Origin of the sequence: Streptomyces sp. NRRL WC-3605, assembly GCF_001509795.1 — a bacterium.
Classification (GTDB): domain Bacteria; phylum Actinomycetota; class Actinomycetes; order Streptomycetales; family Streptomycetaceae; genus Streptomyces; species Streptomyces viridochromogenes.
Genome location: NZ_LLZN01000067.1, coordinates 117,955 through 135,811, shown reverse-complemented (window position 1 = coordinate 135,811; position 17,857 = coordinate 117,955). Strand labels below are relative to the sequence as shown.

Sequence of the window (17,857 nt, the reverse complement as noted above, 5' to 3'; positions counted from 1 at the left end):
GTCAGGCGAAGACGACCGTGCGGCGGCCGTTCAGCAGGATCCGGCGCTCGGCGTGCCACTTCACGGCCCGAGCGAGCGCCTGGCACTCCACGTCGCGGCCGATCGCGACGAGCTGGTCCGGCGTGACGTCGTGCCCGACCCGCTCGACCTCCTGCTCGATGATCGGGCCCTCGTCGAGGTCGGCGGTGACGTAGTGCGCGGTCGCCCCGATGAGCTTCACCCCGCGCGCGTGAGCCTGGTGATAGGGCTTGGCGCCCTTGAAGCTCGGCAGGAACGAGTGGTGGATGTTGATGATCCGCCCGCTCAGCTGCTTGCACAGGTCGTCCGAGAGGACCTGCATGTAGCGGGCCAGCACGACCAGCTCCACGCCCTCCTCGCGCACGATCTCCAGCAGCCGCGCCTCGGCCTCGGCCTTGGTGTCCCTGGTCACCGGGATGTGGTGGAAGGGGATGTCGTACGACCCCACCAGCTCGGCGAAGTCGGTGTGGTTGGACACCACGCCGGTGATCTCCACCGGCAGCGCGCCGATCCGCGCCCGGAACAGCAGGTCGTTCAGGCAGTGCCCGAACCGGCTGACCATCAGCAGGACCCGCATCCTGTCCTCGGCGCGGTGGATCTGCCAGTCCATGTGGAAGGAGTCGCCGATCGCCGCGAAGCTCGCGCGCAGCTTCTCCACCGTGACGGGGGCGTCCGCCGAGAAGTGGACGCGCATGAAGAACAGTCCCGTGTCGTGGTCACCGAACTGCTGGCTGTCCTCGATGTTGCAGCCGGTCATGAAGAGGTAGCTCGACACGGCGTGCACGATGCCCTGCTTGTCGGGGCAGGACAGCGTGAGGACGTACTGGTCCGCGGGGACCGCGGCTCCGGTGGACTGCTCGTTCATGCAGCACAGGGTCCCATACGACGGGTGCCGCGCGGGCGGTCGTCCCGCTACGCGGACCGCGTCATGATGCGCAGCACCTCGAGCGTGCGCGGCGGCGCGTCCGGGTCCTCCCCGTCGGCCGTCGCCATCCGCACGTGCGCGTCCCGCGCCGCCCGCACCGCCTCGGGCCAGCCCTGGTGGTCGACGTAGGCGGAGACGGGGGCGTCCGGGCCGACCTGGTGCATGATCCGCAGCACGCGCAGCACGGCGGTGTCGACGAGGGCCGCCTCCTGGGAGTCCCGGAAGATCGTGCCGACGTACTTCTCGGCGGACCAGTTGTCCAGCCAGGTGTCCTCGACGAGACGGTAGACGGCGTCGGTGACGTCGCCGTAGCCGTCCACGCCTGCCAGCCAGACGTCCCGCTGGAACACCGGATCGGAGAGCATGTGCAGCGCGGAGCGCACATTGCTGCGCCAGCGCCACCACGGCATGTCGTTGAGTGGCATGCCGCCCATGGTGGAGGAGCGACGGCCGCGACGGGAAGAGCTATCCGAACCTTGCACGGTCATCGATCGTACGTTCCCCCTCACAGGCGCCTGACCGGCCCCCGCAATTCACCGTGACGTCACCGGATCATAACCGAGGGTCACGCTCGGGTTAGCGGTGTGACGGAAGTGTGCGGAAGCATGAGCGGAGCGCGACGTACCCGTGGCCCCTTCCTTCCCGCCGGCCCCGCCCGGGCCGCGACGGCCCTCGCGGCGTGCGCCGCGCTCGCCGCCGGCTGCGGGGTCGTCCCCGGCACCGCGGGAGGCTCCGGGGACGAGCCGGTCACCGTGATGACCTGGGCACCGGAGGGCACCAAGGCGACCAACAAGCCCGGCATGCCCGCCCTCGCGCAGGCGTACGCCCGCTGGGTGAACGCCGACGGCGGCCTGGGGGGCCGGCCGCTGAAGGTGCTGACCTGCAACGACCACAACGACAGCGTGTCGGCGGCGCAGTGCGCCGAGCGCGCCGTCGAGGAGGACGCCGTGGCGGTCGTCGGCTCCTACAGCCAGTTCGGCGACACCTTCCTGCCCACGCTGGAGGGCGCCGGCATCCCCTACATCGGCGGGTACGGCGTCACGGAAGCCGAGTTCACCAGCCCGCTCTCCTACCCGGTCAACGGCGGCCAGCCCACCCTCCTCGCGGGTCTCGGCCGCGAACTGGCCCGCGACTGCGGTCCGGTCTCCCTGGTGCGCCCCGACAACATCGCGGGCGACGAACTGCCCCCGCTGCTCGACGCGGGCCTGCGCGCAGGAGGCCACGCGCCGTCGGACGACCAGCCGGCCCGCGAGGACGCCACCGAGTACGGCGGCCCGTCGACGCGCGCGCTGGAACACGCCGGCACCGGCACGGCGGACCCGGGCTGTGTGGTGCCCGCCCTCGGGGACCGCACCAGCACCTTCATGGACTCCTTCCGGCGCGCCCGCCAGGAGTACCGGGCGGTGCGCACGGGGACCGTGCTGGGCGGTGTCGACCAGACCGTGATCGACTCGACGGGGGGTGCGCCGGTGTACGACGGCGCCTACGTCACCGGCTGGTATCCCGTCGCCGGCGATCCGCGCTGGAAGCCGATGAAGAAGGTCATCGACGACCACGCCTTCGGCGACAACCGCATCGACCCCGCGGACGCCGGGGTGCAGACCACGTGGATCGCCTACACGGTCTTCCGGGAGGCCGTGGAGTCGCTCGGCGACGGCGAGATCGACTCCGACCGTGTGCGCAAGGCCCTCGACGGCGGCCTCGAGGTCTCCACGGGCGGTCTCACCCCGCCCCTGCGGTGGCCGTTCCAGGGCGTGCTGGCCGCCGTCGGCCGCCCCCGGCTGGTCAACGGCGAGGTGACGTTCCAGGTCGTCCGGGACGGCCGGCTGGTGGCCGCCCGCAAGGGCGCCGTCGACGTGACGGACGTCCTGCGCGACGCCGGCCAGGGCTGAGCGGACGGCCCGCTCACAGCTGGGTCGGCTGGCGCTCCGTCAGGCCGTACTCGCGGGCGATCGCGTTCCACAGCTGGGAGGCGGTCGACTTCTGCTGGCTCGCCGTGCCGCTGTCGCGGTTGCCGGCCCGGGTCTGGTCGGTGGCCCGGGCCTGGCCCTTCTTGCACAGCTTCTTGTTGCCCGCGACCTGGTCGGCCCAGCCCGCGTAGTGGTTGTCGGCGGACGCCGACGCCTGCCAGGCGCGGTTCAGGGCGGCCGTCAGCCGGGCGTGGTCGGGGAGCCGGTCGACCTTCAGCTTGGCGAGGTCGGCGACCAGCCGGTTGCGCTGCCCGGCCGCGTCCCGCAGGTTCTGCGCGGCCTGCTGGAGGTTCCGGCAGGACTTCACGTCGGCCACGGCCTTGATCACCGCGCTGCGGCTGTCGCCACTGTCGGCCAGGAGCTTGTCCAGGGCGGCCGCCTGCTGCTCCGCCGGGTCGGTGGACGGGGAGGCGGACTTCTCGGCCGCGGGGGCCGTGGCGGAGACGGGCTGGTTCGCGTCGGCCTTGTCGTCGTCGCCCCCGCCGGCGAGCAGCGCGCCCGCGCCGACACCGAGGACGACGATCCCGACGCCCACGGCAGCGATCAGCGGCACCCGCGAGCGCGGGCGGCCGCCGCGCCCACCGCCGCCACCGCCGTCGTCGTCGTGCGGGCCGGGCCGGCCGGGCGGCGGGTAGCCGCCCTGGTGCGGGCCCTGCGGCTGCTGCTGGTACGGCGGCAGGTGCTGGGTGGCCGGGGCGGGGCCGGGGCCCTCGCTGCGGAAGAGGTTGTCGAAGTCGGAGTGCGGCTGCCGCTCACCGGAGCCGCCCGGTACGGGCGGCAGGAACTGGGTGGGGTCGGCGCCGGAGGCCGCCGGCATCGGCCCGGCCCCCTGCCGGGCCCGGCCCAGCACATGGGTGCTCTCCCCGTGCGTCTCGGGCGGCAGGGCGCCCGGGCCGACCGGCGGGATGACCTGCGTCGCGCCCTCGTCGGCCGGGACGGGCGGTATGAAACGGGTGGCCTGCTCGTCGGGGTTCGCGGGGACCGGGGGTATGTACTGGGTCGCGCCCTCGTCGGCCGGGGGCATCGGGGCGCCGTACCCGCTCGCGGCGGGCGGCATGGGCGCGCTCCCGCCGGGCGTGCCGTAGGCCCCTTGGCCCTGCGTCCCGTCCTGCCCGTACTGCTGCTGCGGGCCGTCCTGCCCGTACTGCTGGTGCGGGCCGCCCTGGCCGTACGACTGCTGCGTCCCGTCCTGCCCGTACTGCTGCTGCGGGCCGCCCTGGCCGTACGACTGCTGCGGCGCCTGGTACTGCTGCTGGTCCTGGCCGCCGCCCCACGCCTGGTCCTGCGGCGCTCCCCAGGGCGAGCCCTGTGCGGGGGGCGGGGCCTGCGTGTGCTGCTCGGGTCCCCAGGGGGTGCCCCAGGACTGGCCGCCGGGCGGCGCCGAGGGCGGGGGTGCGGCCGGGGGCGTCGCCGGGTGTCCGGCGTGGCCACCCGTCATCCCCGGGAGCAGCGGCTCCCCACCGTCGGAGGGCAGCACGATGCCTTCGCGCGCGGGTCGCGCCGAGGGCTCCTCGCCCTGTCCACTCTGCGTCACCGGGACTCCTACGAATGGGGGACCTTGTGAATCGTCGGCTCACGCTACCGGCTCCGCCGACGCCGGTGCCACGCAGCCCGGTGCGTGACCGGCGCCCCTGTGACCGCCGTTACAGTCCCGGCCCCTCATCCGCCCGGCAAGTCCCCTCTCGCCACCCGCGCTTCGCGTCCCCCTTCCCTTCACCTCGTCTTCACGTCGCGCCGCCCGAGACGTCAGGCGGCCGCCTGAAGACCGATGCGCTCCCCGAAGTCCCTGACCACCGGCTCGTCCCGGAACGGCTCCAGGCGCTGCTGGAAGTCCTCCAGATACTCGGCGCCCCGGTTGGAGCGCAGGGTCTCCAGCAGCTCCACGGCCTTCAGACCGGTGTAGCAGGCCTGTTCGATCTCCCGCTGCTGCACCTGGGCTGTGGCGAGAAGCACATATCCGATGGCACGGCGGCGCGCCTTCGTCTCCGGCAGGCCGGCCAGCGACTCCCGCGCGCGCCGCGCCGCCGCCTCCGCCTGACCGAGGTCGCGGTGGCAGTGCGCCAACTCGTCGGCGAGGTACGCCTCGTCGAAGTGGCCGATCCACGCCGGGTCGTCGCCGGAGGCCGGGTCCGCCGCCTCCAGCGCGGCGACGGCCCGCCCGGACGACACCTGGGCGGCGCGCGCGTCGCCCAGCAGCGCGTGCCCGCGCGCCTCGGCCGCGTGGAACATCGCCTCGGCCCGCGGGGTCACCCGCCCCCGTGCGCCCTCCTGCGCCGCCCGCGCCAACTGGGCGATCTCCCGGGGGTTTCCGAGCTGGGCGGCGAGGTGGCTCATCGAGGCGGCCAGCACATAGCCGCCGTACCCCCGGTCCCCGGCCGCCTGCGCGAGACGCAGCGCCTGGATGTAGTAGCGCTGGGCGAGGCCCGGCTGCCCGGTGTCCACGGCCATGTAGCCGGCGAGCTCCGTCAACCGCGCGACGGCGGCGAACAGTTCCCGTCCGACGGCCTCCCGGTACGACCCGGCCAGCAGCCCGGAGACGACGCTGTTGAGGTAGTGCACGACGACCGGGCGTACATGCCCGCTGCCGTACTGGTGGTCCAGGTCCACGAGAGCCTGGGTCATGGCGCGCACCGCGGCCACGTCGGAGGGGCCCACCCGCGGGCCGGCCGAGCGCGCGACCTGCGCGTCGGGTGCCGAGATCAGCCAGTCCCGGCTGGGCTCGACGAGCGCGGACGCGGCGACCGACGAACCGGACAGGAAGTCCCGCCGGCCCACGTCGCTGCGCCACAGCTCACACACCTGCTCGATCGCCCCGAGCACGGTCGGGGAGAACTGGAGCCCCACGCCGGAGGCGAGGTTCTTGCCGTTGGCCATGCCGATCTCGTCGATGGTGACGGTCCGGCCCAGCTTGCGGCCGAGCGCCTCGGCGATGATGGCGGGCGCCCGGCCCCGCGGCTGCTGTCCGCGCAGCCAGCGGGCCACGGACGTCTTGTCGTAGCGCAGGTCGAGGCCGTGTTCGGCGCCGCACATGTTGACCCGGCGGGCCAGCCCGGCGTTCGAGCAGCCCGCTTCCTGGATGAGCGCCTGGAGCCGTTCGTTCGGCTGCCGTGCGACGAGAGGCCTTGCGGCCATGGCGTACCCCCTGTGACTGCGGTGCCTGCCCGCGCACCGAGTTGACGTCCCTGTCACCGCCGGGTCCCGGCCCGGGGCACTGGCTGCGCCCCGGCGGTTCCCGGCCGTGAAGATCAATGCCCCGCCCGAATACGGAAAATGCGAGGCTTGTGAGGATTGCCGGGGTCACGGCCGGAGCCGGCCCCCCAGGGGGCTACCCCGCGCCGGCCGGGGATCCTCCCGCGCGCCCCCACCCGTGCTCCCATGCGCCCCGGGCACGGGCGCAGTGCTCCTCCCCCGCGCGCGAGGGGGCCGTAACCCCGCGTGGACGCGGGAGTTGTGCTGAGCGTGGAAGAGACGATCCCGGCCACCGAAGCCGCACAGATTCCGAAGCAGCGCGGGGATTCGCTGCTGGAGACCGCCGTCCGTTACGCCGAGGAGCGTCACTGGGACGTGTTTCCGGGGACCTGGCTGGAGGCCGTCGACGGAGTGCCGTACTGCTCCTGCGGCGACGCGGCGTGCCCCGCGCCGGGCGCCCACCCCGCGCGCCCCGACTGGGCGACCCAGGCGACGGGGAGCGCCACGGTCGCGCGCCGCCTCTGGCAGAAGCAGCCGGCCGCGTCGATCCTGCTGCCCACGGGGCGTACCTTCGACGCGCTGTCCGTCCCGGAGACCGCCGGCTTCCTGGCGCTGGCCCGCATGGAGCGGATGGAGCTGACGCTCGGCCCGGTGACGCTGGCGCCTGACCGCCGGATGCACTTCTTCGTGCTGCCCGGCGCCGCCGTGAAGCTGCCCGACCTGGTGCGCCGGCTGGGCTGGTCGATGGGCTCGCTGGACCTGGTCGCGCTGGGCGAGGGGGCCTGGGTCGCCGCCCCGCCCACCCGGTTCGGCTCCCGGGGCGCCGTGCAGTGGGCGTGCCGGCCCACCCCCGCGAACCGCTGGCTGCCGGACGCCGAGGAGCTGATCTCGCCGCTCGCGTACGCGTGCGGCCGCGACCGGTAGTCCCCCGGCCACCACCCGGCCCGTAGGGTTCCCCGCATGACGTCAGCAGCCGTACGCGTTCACGGGCTCTGGAAGCGGTTCGGGCAGCAGGTCGCCGTCGCCGGGATCGATCTGGAGCTGCCCGCCGGGAAGTTCATCGGGCTCGTCGGCCCCAACGGAGCCGGCAAGACCACCACCCTGTCCATGGTGACCGGGCTGCTCAGGCCCGACCAGGGGTCCGTGGAGGTGGTCGGGCACGACGTGTGGCGCGACCCCGCGGAGGTCAAGGCCCGCATCGGTGTGCTGCCCGAGGGGCTGCGGCTCTTCGAGCGGCTGTCCGGGCGGGAGTTGCTGGGCTACACGGGACGGCTCCGCGGGCTCCCGGGTGCCGAGGTCGACAAGCGGGCCACGCAGCTGCTCGACGTCCTCGACCTCGCCGGGGCCCAGCACAAACTGGTCGTCGACTACTCGACGGGCATGCGCAAGAAGATCGGGCTCGCCGCGGCCCTGCTGCACAACCCCGAAGTGCTGTTCCTGGACGAGCCGTTCGAAGGTGTCGACCCGGTGTCCGCCCAGACGATCCGGGGGGTGCTGGAACGCTTCACCGCCTCCGGCGCCACGGTCGTCTTCTCCTCCCATGTGATGGAGCTGGTCGAGTCGCTGTGCGACTGGGTCGCCGTCATGGCGGCCGGACGCATCCGCGCCCACGGGCCGCTCGCCGAGGTGCGCGGCGAGGCGCCCTCTCTGCAGCAGGCGTTCCTCGAACTGGTCGGCGCGCACGGCCGGGACGCCGGGACCGACCTCGACTGGCTGGGCGGCGGGACCCGATGAGCACCGACGTGACCGGGGTCTTCGTCCGGCTGAAGCTGTCGCTGCTGCGCAACGGGCTGCGCCAGTCCGGGGGCCGCCGGGCCGCCTGGATCGCCTCGGCGGTCGTGGCGCTGCTGTTCGCCGCGCTCCAGCTGCTCGGCCTGATCCTGCTGCGGGGCACCGCGCACGCCGACGCCCTGGTCGTCCTGCTGGTCGCGGTGCTCGCGCTGGGCTGGGCGGTGATGCCGCTGTTCTTCCCGGGTGGCGACGAGACCCTCGACCCGACGCGGCTCGTGATGCTGCCGCTGCGGCCCCGGCCGCTCGTGCGGGCGCTGCTGGTGGCCTCCCTGGTGGGCATCGGGCCGCTGTTCACGCTGTGCCTGCTCACCGGGTCGGTGATCGCGGTGGCGCACGGCGCGGCGGCGTTCGCCGTCGGTGTGGTCGGCGTCGCGCTGGCCCTGCTGGTGTGCGTGGCGCTGGCGCGCGCGGTCGCCGCCGCGAACATCCGGCTGCTGACCAGCCGCAAGGGCCGCGATCTGGCCGTGCTGAGCGGACTGGTCGTCGCGATCGGGGCGCAGGTCGTCAACTTCGCGGCCCAGCGCATCGGTTCGGCGGGGCTCGGGCGACTCGACCCGCTGGCGGACGTACTGCGCTGGGTGCCGCCGGGGTCCGCGATCGGGGCCGTACGGTCCGTGAGCGAGGGCTCCTACGGCGCGGCCGCACTGCAACTGGGCCTGTGCGCGCTCGCGTTGGCCGCCCTGATCGCGCTCTGGTCGCGGCATCTGACCCGGCTGATGACCGCGCCGGACGGTTCGACCCTCCAGGCGGCCGGCGAGAGCGCCGTAGGGGAGAAGGGCGCGGGCGGCGCGGCCCGGCTGCTGCCCGCGGGGCGCACCGGCACCGTCATGGAGCGCAGCCTGCGCTATGTCTGGCGGGACCCGAAGACCAAGGCGGCCTGGGTGACCTCGCTGGTCATCGGCCTGATCGTGCCGGTGTTCAACGCCGTCCAGGGCACCGGGTCGATCTACTTCGCCTGCTTCGCGGCCGGGATGCTCGGCATCCAGATGTACAACCAGTTCGGGCAGGACACGTCCGCGTTCTGGATGGTCGCGATGACGATCTCCTCGCCTCGGGACGCGTACGTGGAGCTGCGCGGCCGGGCGCTGGCCCTGCTCCTGATCACCCTGCCGTACGCCACGCTCGTCACCGTGGTGACGACGGCCCTCATCGGGGACTGGCGCCGGCTGCCGGAGGTGCTGGGGCTGTCCTTCGCGCTGCTCGGCGCGATGCTGGCGACCGGCGCCTGGACGTCGGCCCGCTTCCCGTACTCGATCCCGCAGGAGGGCCACAAGAACGTCGCCCCCGGGCAGGTGGGCCTCGCCTGGATCTCCATCTTCGGCGGCATGGTCGCGGCGGCCCTGCTGTGCGCCCCGGTGATCGCGGTGACGATCTGGCTGCGGGTCAGCGAGGGCGGCGAGGCGTGGACCTGGCTGCTGCTGCCCGCGGGGGCGGCCTACGGAGCGGCGCTCACGCTGCTGGGCCTGCGGCTCGCGGCGCCCCGGACGGCGGCGCGCCTCCCGGAGATCCTCACGGCGGTCAGCAAGGGCTGAGCCGCGACCGCCCGGCGGGCGCCACTCCTGTGTCCGGAGTTCTCAGGCCCACACCGCGTCCAGGAACGGCTCCACGGCGCGGCGCCAGCCCTCCGGCTGGTCGTAGTGGACCAGGTGGCCGGCGTCCGAGACCTCCGCGTACTGCCCGCGCGGCAGGACGCGGACCATCTCCTGGGCCTCGGCCCGCCCCAGCTCGCCGTCGAGTCCGCGCACGACCAGTGCCGGGCACCTGACCTGGGCCAGCTCCTCCCAGTGCGCGTCGTGCACCCAGGTTTCGCGGGTGCGCAGCATCTGCTCCGGGTCGAAGACCGGACGCCAGCCGTCCTCGCACTCGTGCATGACCTCGGCGTAGAACTCGCCGCGGGCGGGGTTGGGGCGCTCGACCCACGGGTCGTCCTCGCCGAACCACTTGCGGACGTCGGCGAGGGTGGCGAAGGGGACCGGCCAGGCCTTGAACCACTCCGCCCACACGCGCTGCGAGGCCGCGCCGAGCGCGGAGGCCCGCATGTCGCAGATGACGACGCCGCTCACCAGGTCGGGGCGGCGGGCGGCGAGCTGCCAGGCGGTCAGGGCGCCCATGGCGTGCCCGATGAGGACGGCCCGGCTCAGGCCGAGCTGTTCGAGGGCCGCCTCGGCGTCGTCGACGTACGCCTCGCGTGTGTAGGCGGCCCCGGTGGGCTTGTCGCTGCGGCCGTGGCCCCGCTGGTCGAGGGCGATCGCGCGATGCCGCTCGGAGAGCCAGCGGGCGGTGGAGGCCCAGTGGGAGGCGCGGCCCATCAGGCCGTGCAGTAACAGCACTCCGGGGGTGTCCTGGGGTGCCGGATGGAGGCCGGACTTCGGGGGGTCGCCGAACTCCCAGGCCGCGAGACGTACGCCGTCCGTCCCGGTCACGTCGATGCGCCGCGCCATTGGTCCTGGCACCCCCCTAGCTCCACTCGGACCGCTCGTGGGCGGTCCTGTGCTCCGCGTCCGCCTGCTCCGTCTGTGCCTGCCGTATCCGCCGTCACCCGTCCGCGCACCTCGCCGCCGCCCGCGTCCCCCGCGGTGACGACCCCCTCGCGAACGGTGTGCATGTCCTGTGTGTCCGACGTGATCTTATGCGCACACCTCTGCAGCGCACGGTCCGCCCGACCTGTCACCGCAGACTATCGAACCCTCATTCGAAAACGCGGTTCTCGCGGACAACACCCCACCTTCGGGTGACCCCTCGTCGTGATTGATCGCCTTCGCCGGGGGGAGACCTTCATCGGGAGGCGGACCGCTCGGGGAAAACGGTCCGAGGGGGATGACCCTGGGAGCTCGGGGCTCCGGGTCAGCAGGGGAGGACAGGCCCCGGCGCCACACGGCGCCGGGGCCCTCTCCACGGCGACGGCACATCTCCTCCCGCCCCTTCCCCGGCCGGACACGGCGGCGCCGGGTCACGGCCAAGAGCTCTCAGGTCGGATGCCTCAGCCGACAGCCTCGCACGCGCGCGGGCCTCGCGCTGCGATTCGGAGCACTGGATCTTGCCGGACGGCGGGTACGTCCGGTGCTGTGACCGGAAAGCTTCACCGGCTCGCGGCGCCCGGCAGCTTCCCGGCGAACCTTCCCGGTCACAGCACTAGGGGGTGTCTTGTCGATCAGGCCGGGCTCCCGGCGCGATCGACAAGACACCCCCTAGCGCTTCGCGACGAACACGTGGGAGGCGACCTCCGAGTCCAGCTCGGCCGCCTCGCCGCTGCTGCCGACCAGGACACCGCCCGCCGACTCGGTCACGCTCACCACCGAGCCGGGCTGCACGCCCGCCCGGCGCAGCGTGTACATCAGCTGGGCGTCGGTCTGGATCGGCTCGCCGATCCGGCGCACGACCACCGTCTTGCCGTCGGCGCCCGGGTCCAGGTCGGCCAGCGACACCATGCCCTCGTCGAGGAAGGGGTCGGCGCCGTCCTTCTCGCCCAGCTCCTCCAGGCCCGGGATGGGGTTGCCGTACGGCGACTCCGTGGGGTGGCGCAGCAGCTCCAGCACGCGCCGCTCCACGGCCTCGCTCATCACGTGCTCCCAGCGGCACGCCTCGGCGTGCACCTGCTCCCACTCCAGGCCGATCACGTCGACCAGCAGACACTCGGCCAGGCGGTGCTTGCGCATGACGCGCGTGGCCAGGCGGCGCCCCTCGTCGGTGAGCTCCAGGTGCCGGTCGGTGGCGACGGACACCAGGCCGTCCCGCTCCATCCGGGCCACGGTCTGGCTCACGGTCGGCCCGCTCTGGTCCAGCCGCTCGGCGATCCGGGCGCGCATGGGGACCACACCTTCCTCCTCCAGCTCGAGGATGGTGCGGAGATACATCTCCGTGGTGTCGATCAGTCCGGACATACGTGCCCCTCGATTAGCTCTGCGTTTGGCTCAGCCGGAAGCGAGACAGCTCCGCGGCGCGTGCGCTGGCCCTGACTCAATTCTGCCGGATGGCACTGACAACCGTGCCGCGCCACCGAAACCCGGACGCCGCCCGGCGCCCGGGGGCCCGGCCGCCGCGCCGGCACCCCGTATTGACACCGCAGTGGTCCAGACCGCACGGTGATCCGCGGCACACCCCGACGCACACCCGGCACCCCGGAGGGCCCCGCATGAGCGACAGCACGCCGGCCGAGCAGTTCTTCGACGCCGCGATCGGCCTGCTCCAGCGGGCCCGTGCCGAGGAGGCGGAGGCCGTCGAGGCGGCCGGCACCCTGCTCGCGGACACGGTCGCCGGCGGGGGGCGGCTGTTCGCCTTCGGCGCCGGGCACTCCTCCCTCGCCGCCCAGGACGTCGTCTACCGCGCGGGCGGCCTCGCCCTGATGAACCTGCTCGCGGTGCCGGGCGCCGTGGGCGTGGACGTCGTGCCCGCCACGCTGGGCTCCGCCCTCGAACGCGTCGACGGGCTCGCGACCGCCGTGCTGGACAGCTCGCCGCTGCGCGCGGGCGACGCGCTCGTGGTCGTCTCGCTGTCCGGCCGCAACGCGCTGCCGGTGGAGATGGCCCGGCACGCGCGCTCGCTCGGGGTGCGGGTCGTCGGCCTGACGTCGGTGGCGTACGCCGCGCAGACGACGTCCCGGCACTCCTCGGGCACCTTCCTGAAGGACCACTGTGACGTCGTCCTCGACTCGAAGATCGCGGTCGGCGACGCGGAGCTGACCCTCGACACCATCCCGGCGCCCTTCGCCCCGGCGTCCACGGTGGTCACCTCGGCGCTGATGCAGGCCGTCATGGCGACCGCCGCCGCCTCGCTGGCCGCCCGCGGCATCGAGGTCCCGCTGCTGCGCTCGGGCAACGTGGACGGCGGCCACGAGTGGAACCGCTCGATCTTCGAGGAGTACGGCGACCGGATCTTCTACCGGCACTGACCACCTCGGCACCGGCCGGGCGCGGGCACTCCCACGGGGTGTCCGCCGGTCCCGTCCTACGGGGTGTCCGCCGCTCCCGCCCTACGGGGTGTCCGCCGCTCCCGCCAGGTCCAGCGCGGAGGCGATGCGCACCGCCACGTCCTCCGCGTACACGGCGTCGCTCCGCTCGAACGCGGTGCGGCCCGCGCCGCGCAGGAACGTCACGACGCCCAGCGTCCGGCCCCGGCTGCGCAGCACCGCGCACAGGGCGTACACCGCGTCCGCCGGCCACTGCCGGCTCACGGCCCAGGCGCGCGCCCGCTCGGGCGGCACGTCGCCGGCCGCCGCCCGGACCGACCCCGTCCGTGCCACGCACTGGAGCGCCGGGTGCCCCTCGCCGTAGCGCACGGGCAGACCGGCCTCGCCGCCGAGCCGGGAGGGGCCCGGGCTGCCGGACGGCGTCACCGCGACCCGGACCAGCCGGACCGGGTCCGCGGTCTCCGCGTCGCGCAGCGCGCCGCCCGCGACCCGGTCGATCAGGGCGTGGTCGGCGAAGCCGGCGAGCGCGAAGTCCAGGTGGACGGTCGCCGCCTCGGCGGGGTCCTCGCACTCGGCGGCGGCCCGCGCCGCGCGGTGCAGCTGGTTGGCCCGGAAGCGCAGGAGCGCCGCCTCCTGCTTGGTCTGCTTGGCCTCGGTGACGTCCTGGAAGAACCAGCCGACGCCGAGCGGCACCGGCTCCTCCGCGAGCGGCGAGGCGAGCCGGACGAACCCGCACCGCCAGCAGCGGCGCCGGTCGCCCTCCGGGGTGCGCACGCTCACCCAGATCTCGGCCGGGGCGGGCGGCGCGCCCTCCGCCAGCACATGGGTGAGGGCGCTCTCCAGCTCCTCCACGCCCTGGGCGAGCAGATCGCCGAGGGGCCGGCCGAGCACGGAGGTGCGGCCGATGCCGAGGGCGCGGGCCGCGTGGGCGTTCACGACGGCGGGGCGCAGGTCGGCGTCGACGAGCACCACGCCCCAGGACGCGTCCTCGAAGAGCGCCTCGCTCAGCGCGATGGACCGCTCCAGGTCGATCTGGGTGTGCACCTCGCTGAAGGCGCAGTACACCCCGGCGGGCTCGCCGTCCGGGCCGCGCACGGCGGCCGACTGGGTGCGCACCAGGACCCGGCCGCCGTCCTTGGTCAGCAGGGCGAACTCGTGCACCTGGCGGCCGGGGGAGCGCATCGCGGACATCAGCCGCGTCTCGACCTCCTCCGCGTCCGCAGGGCGCACAGCCCAGCCGGCGAAGCCGTGCCGGCCGACGGCCTCGGCGGCGGTCCAGCCGAGGATGCGCTCCGCCTCGCGGTTCCAGTGGGTCAGGACGCCGTCCGCGTCGAAGGCGCACAGGGCCGCGTCCATCCCGTCCAGCAGGGCGGCCAGCAGATCGGACCCGCCCGCCGAACCCTCGCCACCGGCCGACGACTCGTCCGGACCGTCCCGCTCGGGTTCGTCCGGTCCCAGCTCGTCGGTGGTCCCACTACGCCGGGAAGCACTCACCTGGACCCCCTGCCAAGCCGCGCCCGTCGGTACGGCGCGCCGGTTCGCTCACTCACCCTCATCTAACTGGAACGTGACTCAGCACACACCGGGTTCCCGCAAGATTGAAGGAATCGTTGTACCGGGCGCCTCCGGCAGCTCCAGCCGCAGGTCCACCCATTCTTCGGTGGCTCCGTCCAGCACATAGCGGTCGGTCTCGACGAAGCCCCGGGCCCGCGCGAACCGCAGCCCGTCCTCGTTGACGGCCAGTACGCACGTCTCGACGGCCCGGGCCCCCAGCGCCCGCGCGTGGGCGAGCCCGTCCACGTAGAGGGCCGTGCCGTACCCGCTCCCCCGGTGGCCGGGCAGCACGCGCGCGATGACCGTGGCGACCGCGTCCTCCCCCTGCGGCGGACGCACGGTCGAGCAGCCGACGAGGACGTCGCCCACGTACGCGTTGCGCAGGCGGTACCGTCCGGCGCGCTCGCGCACCTCGTCGAGACTCAGCGCGGCGGGCGGCACGATGACGTTGTGGACGTGCCGCCACTCCTGGAGCGCCTTCTCGCCGTCCACCGGCACGATCCTCGGCTCAGGCACCCGTCCCACTCCCCTTCCTGGCACAGACCTCGATCTCGATGCGCATCCGCGGGTCGGAGAGCCCGCACACCATCATCGTCGCCGCCGGGCGCACCTCGCCGAAGTACCGGCGCAGCACCGGCCAGCAGGGCTCGAAGTCGTCCCGGTCGGGCAGCAGATAGCGCACCCGCACCACGTCGGCGAAGGTGGCCCCCGCCTCCTGGAGCGCCGCCCCCACGTTGCGCAGGCATTGCTCGGCCTGCTCCACCACGTCCTCGGAGATGGTCATCGTCGTGTAGTCGAACCCGGTCGTGCCGGACACGTGCACCCGGTCGCCGTCGACCACCGCCCGCGCGTACCCGATCTGCTCCTCGAACGTCGATCCGCTCAGGATCGCCGTCCGCACCCCGCCTCGCTCCGTCATGCGCGGAACGCTAGGTGAGAGGGGTCGCCGGCGTCCAAGAAAAAAAGGGGTTGAGCGTGGCCGGTGGGGTTCTTAAGGTGGGCTGTACTTCGGAAAGGAGGTGGTTCGGCAGATGTATGCATACCGGACGGAAGAGGTGGCTGCGGGCTAGCGGCCCGTCACCCACCACGTGCGGTGCCGGACCAGCGTGTGAGTGATACACGCAGCCGGCCAATTCCACGCAGTCACCCGACCCGCGAGCTCGCCGGTACGTCCGGCCGGCTCCCCCGCCCCGGCGGAGGGACCAGAGCTCGCGGGTCGCTGCGTTTCCGGGGCCGCCCCGGCCGCCCGGGGCCGGACCGCTCAGGGGCTGAGCCGCTCCACCCGCCAGCCGCCGTCGGGCTCCGCCACGTACCGCAACCGGTCGTGCAGCCGGTTCTCCCGGCCCTGCCAGAACTCGACCGTGCTCGGCGCGACCCGGAAGCCCCCCCAGTGCGGCGGCACCGGCACCTGTTCCACACCCTCGGGATAGCGGGCCGCGAGCTCCGCGTACGACGCGTCGAGCTCGGCGCGGGAGGCGATGACGGACGACTGGCCGCTGGCCCAGGCCCCCAGCTGGGAGCCGTGCGGCCGGGTGCGGAAGTAGGCGGCGGTCTCGTCCCGCCCGGTGCGCCGCGCGACGCCCGTGACGATCACCTGGCGGGCCATCGGATGCCAGGGGAACAGCAGCGAGACGTACGGGTTCTCGGCGAGGTCGCGGGCCTTGCGGGACTCGTAGTTGGTGTAGAAGACGAAGCCCCGCTCGTCGAACTGCTTCAGCAGGACGGTGCGCGCGCTGGGCCGGCCGTCGCCGTCGGCCGTGGAGACGATCATGGCGTTGGGTTCGAAGAGGTGGGCCTGTGCCGCGGCCTGCCGGAACCAGCGCGCGAACTGTTCCACCGGGCCGTCGGCCAGGTCGCGCTCGGCGAGGCCCTCGGCCCGGTAGTGCTTGCGCATCGCGGCCGGGTCGAGATCGGGCGCGGCGGGATCGAGGGAGGCGTCTGGGTCGGTCACGCGGTCATCCTGCCGTATGACGGACGTGGCGCAGGGGACGGTCGCCGCCGGGTCCCCGCATGGCACTGAGTGCCGCGAGACCTCCCCAAAAGTGGCACTCAGGGATATCGTTCGGGGATGTGGCCCGGGTTGGATGAGCACCGGGCGCACGGGGCATCACAGGGATACGCCCCGGACCGCGAGTCCGACGAGGCCCGCGGCACCCGGACGATCCGGGAGGCGGGTCCGTGACCGTGGATCCGCCGGGGGCGCGATCCCGTTCCACCGGCCGCACGAGTGTCGTCCCACCACCACAACACCATCCGCCGCAACCGTCACGAGGAGCCGCCTGATGTCCGACTTCGTACCCGGGCTCGAGGGAGTCGTCGCGTTCGAGACGGAGATCGCCGAACCCGACAAGGAGGGCGGCGCGCTCAGGTACCGCGGCGTCGACATCGAGGACCTCGTCGGTCACGTCTCGTTCGGCAACGTCTGGGGGCTGCTCGTCGACGGCGCCTTCCGTCCCGGGCTGCCGCCCGCCGAGCCCTTCCCGATCCCCGTGCACTCCGGCGACATCCGCGTCGACGTGCAGTCCGCGCTCGCCATGCTGGCGCCCGTGTGGGGCCTGAAACCGCTCCTGGACATCGACGAGCGGCAGGCGCGCGACGACCTCGCCCGGGCCGCCGTCATGGCCCTGTCCTACGTCGCCCAGTCCGCGCGCGGCCAGGGCCTGCCCATGGTGCCGCAGCGCGAGATCGACAAGGCGCAGTCCGTCGTCGAGCGCTTCATGATCCGCTGGCGCGGCGAGCCCGACCCCAAGCACGTGGCCGCCGTCGACGCCTACTGGACGTCCGCCGCCGAGCACGGCATGAACGCCTCCACCTTCACGGCCCGCGTCATCGCCTCCACCGGCGCCGACGTGGCGGCGGCGCTCTCCGGTGCCGTGGGCGCCATGTCCGGTCCGCTGCACGGCGGGGCACCCTCCCGGGTGCTGCACATGATCGAGGAGATCGAGCGCACCGGGGACGCCGAGGCGTACGTGCGGCAGACGCTCGACCGGGGCGAGCGCCTGATGGGCTTCGGGCACCGCGTCTACCGTGCCGAGGACCCCCGCGCGCGGGTGCTGCGCCGCACCGCGCGGGAGCTCGGCGCCCCCCGCTTCGAGGTCGCCGAGGCGCTGGAGAAGGCGGCCCTGGCGGAGCTGCACAGCCGCCGCCCGGACCGGGTGCTCGCCACCAACGTCGAGTTCTGGGCCGCGATCGTGCTGGACTTCGCCGAGGTCCCGGCGCACATGTTCACGTCCATGTTCTCGTGCGCCCGTACGGCGGGCTGGTCCGCGCACATCCTGGAGCAGAAGCGCACCGGCCGCCTCGTCCGCCCCTCCGCGCGCTATGTGGGGCCCGGCCCGCGCGACCCGCGCGAGGTCGAGGGGTACGCCGCCATCGCGCACTGACCGGACCGGCCGTGGGGCGGCCGGCGGGCGGGCGGCGGACGCGGCACCGGTGATCCACTGCGCCAGTATGCTGGGGCGGCTGCGGCACCCCCAGTCATCGCCCTTTCCCACGGGGCGAGTT

The 17,857-nt window shown here is 73.8% G+C and carries 16 protein-coding genes; 6 read left to right on the top strand and 10 right to left on the bottom strand.

All coding sequences use genetic code 11. The features are described 5' to 3' along the window. Position 1: 1 nt before the first annotated feature. Positions 2–883 (bottom strand): formyltetrahydrofolate deformylase, encoded by an 882-nt coding sequence (gene purU / locus ADL34_RS22645; protein ID WP_062668976.1) that lies wholly within the window; start codon positions 881–883, stop codon positions 2–4. A gap of 47 nt (positions 884–930) precedes the next feature. Beyond that, positions 931–1,431 carry an SCO4402 family protein gene (locus ADL34_RS22640; protein WP_062668977.1) on the bottom strand — a complete coding sequence of 167 codons (501 nt, stop codon included), beginning with the start codon at positions 1,429–1,431 and terminating at the stop codon, positions 931–933. 117 nt (positions 1,432–1,548) lie between these two features. On the opposite strand from ADL34_RS22640, the gene ADL34_RS22635 reads away from it, so the two are divergent. Further along, positions 1,549–2,835 (top strand): ABC transporter substrate-binding protein, encoded by a 1,287-nt coding sequence (locus ADL34_RS22635; RefSeq protein WP_062668978.1) that lies wholly within the window; start codon positions 1,549–1,551, stop codon positions 2,833–2,835. Between the two features lie 13 nt (positions 2,836–2,848). Here ADL34_RS22635 and ADL34_RS22630 read toward each other — a convergent pair whose 3' ends face one another. Both ADL34_RS22630 and ADL34_RS22625 read right to left on the bottom strand, forming a co-directional pair. Then, positions 2,849–4,447 (bottom strand): hypothetical protein, encoded by a 1,599-nt coding sequence (locus ADL34_RS22630; RefSeq protein WP_062668979.1) that lies wholly within the window; start codon positions 4,445–4,447, stop codon positions 2,849–2,851. 212 nt (positions 4,448–4,659) lie between these two features. Then, positions 4,660–6,045, bottom strand: coding sequence for a hypothetical protein (locus ADL34_RS22625; RefSeq protein ID WP_062668980.1), 1,386 nt, complete (start codon positions 6,043–6,045; stop codon positions 4,660–4,662). Positions 6,046–6,363: 318 nt separating this feature from the next. Here ADL34_RS22625 and ADL34_RS22620 point away from each other — a divergent pair, with 318 nt between their 5' ends. Genes ADL34_RS22620 through ADL34_RS22610 form a run of 3 tightly spaced genes read left to right on the top strand, consistent with a single transcriptional unit; the run spans position 6,364 to position 9,425 of the window. Beyond that, the gene (locus ADL34_RS22620) at positions 6,364–7,026 is read left to right on the top strand and encodes a bifunctional DNA primase/polymerase (RefSeq protein ID WP_086869064.1); all 663 of its coding nucleotides are present in this window, start codon (positions 6,364–6,366) and stop codon (positions 7,024–7,026) included. Between the two features lie 36 nt (positions 7,027–7,062). After that, on the top strand, positions 7,063–7,836 hold the full coding sequence (locus tag ADL34_RS22615) for an ABC transporter ATP-binding protein (RefSeq protein ID WP_062668981.1): 774 nt from the start codon (positions 7,063–7,065) through the stop codon (positions 7,834–7,836). Continuing rightward, complete coding sequence (locus ADL34_RS22610) at positions 7,833–9,425, top strand: transporter (RefSeq protein WP_107115656.1); 1,593 nt, start codon at positions 7,833–7,835, stop codon at positions 9,423–9,425. The genes ADL34_RS22615 and ADL34_RS22610 overlap by 4 nt, the downstream gene beginning before the upstream one ends. A gap of 42 nt (positions 9,426–9,467) precedes the next feature. Here ADL34_RS22610 and ADL34_RS22605 read toward each other — a convergent pair whose 3' ends face one another. Beyond that, a complete protein-coding gene (locus ADL34_RS22605) occupies positions 9,468–10,334 on the bottom strand; it encodes an alpha/beta fold hydrolase (protein WP_062668982.1) in 867 nt (288 codons plus the stop codon). Positions 10,335–11,081: 747 nt separating this feature from the next. Next, the gene (locus ADL34_RS22600; protein WP_062668983.1) at positions 11,082–11,774 is read right to left on the bottom strand and encodes a metal-dependent transcriptional regulator; all 693 of its coding nucleotides are present in this window, start codon (positions 11,772–11,774) and stop codon (positions 11,082–11,084) included. A gap of 251 nt (positions 11,775–12,025) precedes the next feature. Here ADL34_RS22600 and ADL34_RS22595 point away from each other — a divergent pair, with 251 nt between their 5' ends. Continuing rightward, the gene (locus tag ADL34_RS22595) at positions 12,026–12,781 is read left to right on the top strand and encodes an SIS domain-containing protein (protein ID WP_062668984.1); all 756 of its coding nucleotides are present in this window, start codon (positions 12,026–12,028) and stop codon (positions 12,779–12,781) included. Positions 12,782–12,862: 81 nt separating this feature from the next. On the opposite strand, the gene ADL34_RS22590 is transcribed toward ADL34_RS22595, so the two are convergent. The 4 genes from ADL34_RS22590 to pdxH form a co-directional block, all read right to left on the bottom strand. Beyond that, complete coding sequence (locus ADL34_RS22590) at positions 12,863–14,293, bottom strand: PAS domain-containing protein (protein ID WP_062668985.1); 1,431 nt, start codon at positions 14,291–14,293, stop codon at positions 12,863–12,865. Positions 14,294–14,371: 78 nt separating this feature from the next. Beyond that, a complete protein-coding gene (locus ADL34_RS22585) occupies positions 14,372–14,869 on the bottom strand; it encodes a GNAT family N-acetyltransferase (protein ID WP_062669095.1) in 498 nt (165 codons plus the stop codon). After that, the gene (locus ADL34_RS22580) at positions 14,862–15,272 is read right to left on the bottom strand and encodes a RidA family protein (RefSeq protein ID WP_062668986.1); all 411 of its coding nucleotides are present in this window, start codon (positions 15,270–15,272) and stop codon (positions 14,862–14,864) included. Before ADL34_RS22580 ends, ADL34_RS22585 begins: the two co-directional genes overlap by 8 nt. 342 nt (positions 15,273–15,614) lie before the next feature. Continuing rightward, positions 15,615–16,322 (bottom strand): pyridoxamine 5'-phosphate oxidase, encoded by a 708-nt coding sequence (gene pdxH / locus ADL34_RS22575; protein WP_384599870.1) that lies wholly within the window; start codon positions 16,320–16,322, stop codon positions 15,615–15,617. Positions 16,323–16,635: 313 nt separating this feature from the next. Here pdxH and ADL34_RS22570 point away from each other — a divergent pair, with 313 nt between their 5' ends. Beyond that, on the top strand, positions 16,636–17,736 hold the full coding sequence (locus ADL34_RS22570; protein ID WP_062668988.1) for a citrate synthase 2: 1,101 nt from the start codon (positions 16,636–16,638) through the stop codon (positions 17,734–17,736). The last annotated feature ends 121 nt before the right edge of the window (positions 17,737–17,857 follow it).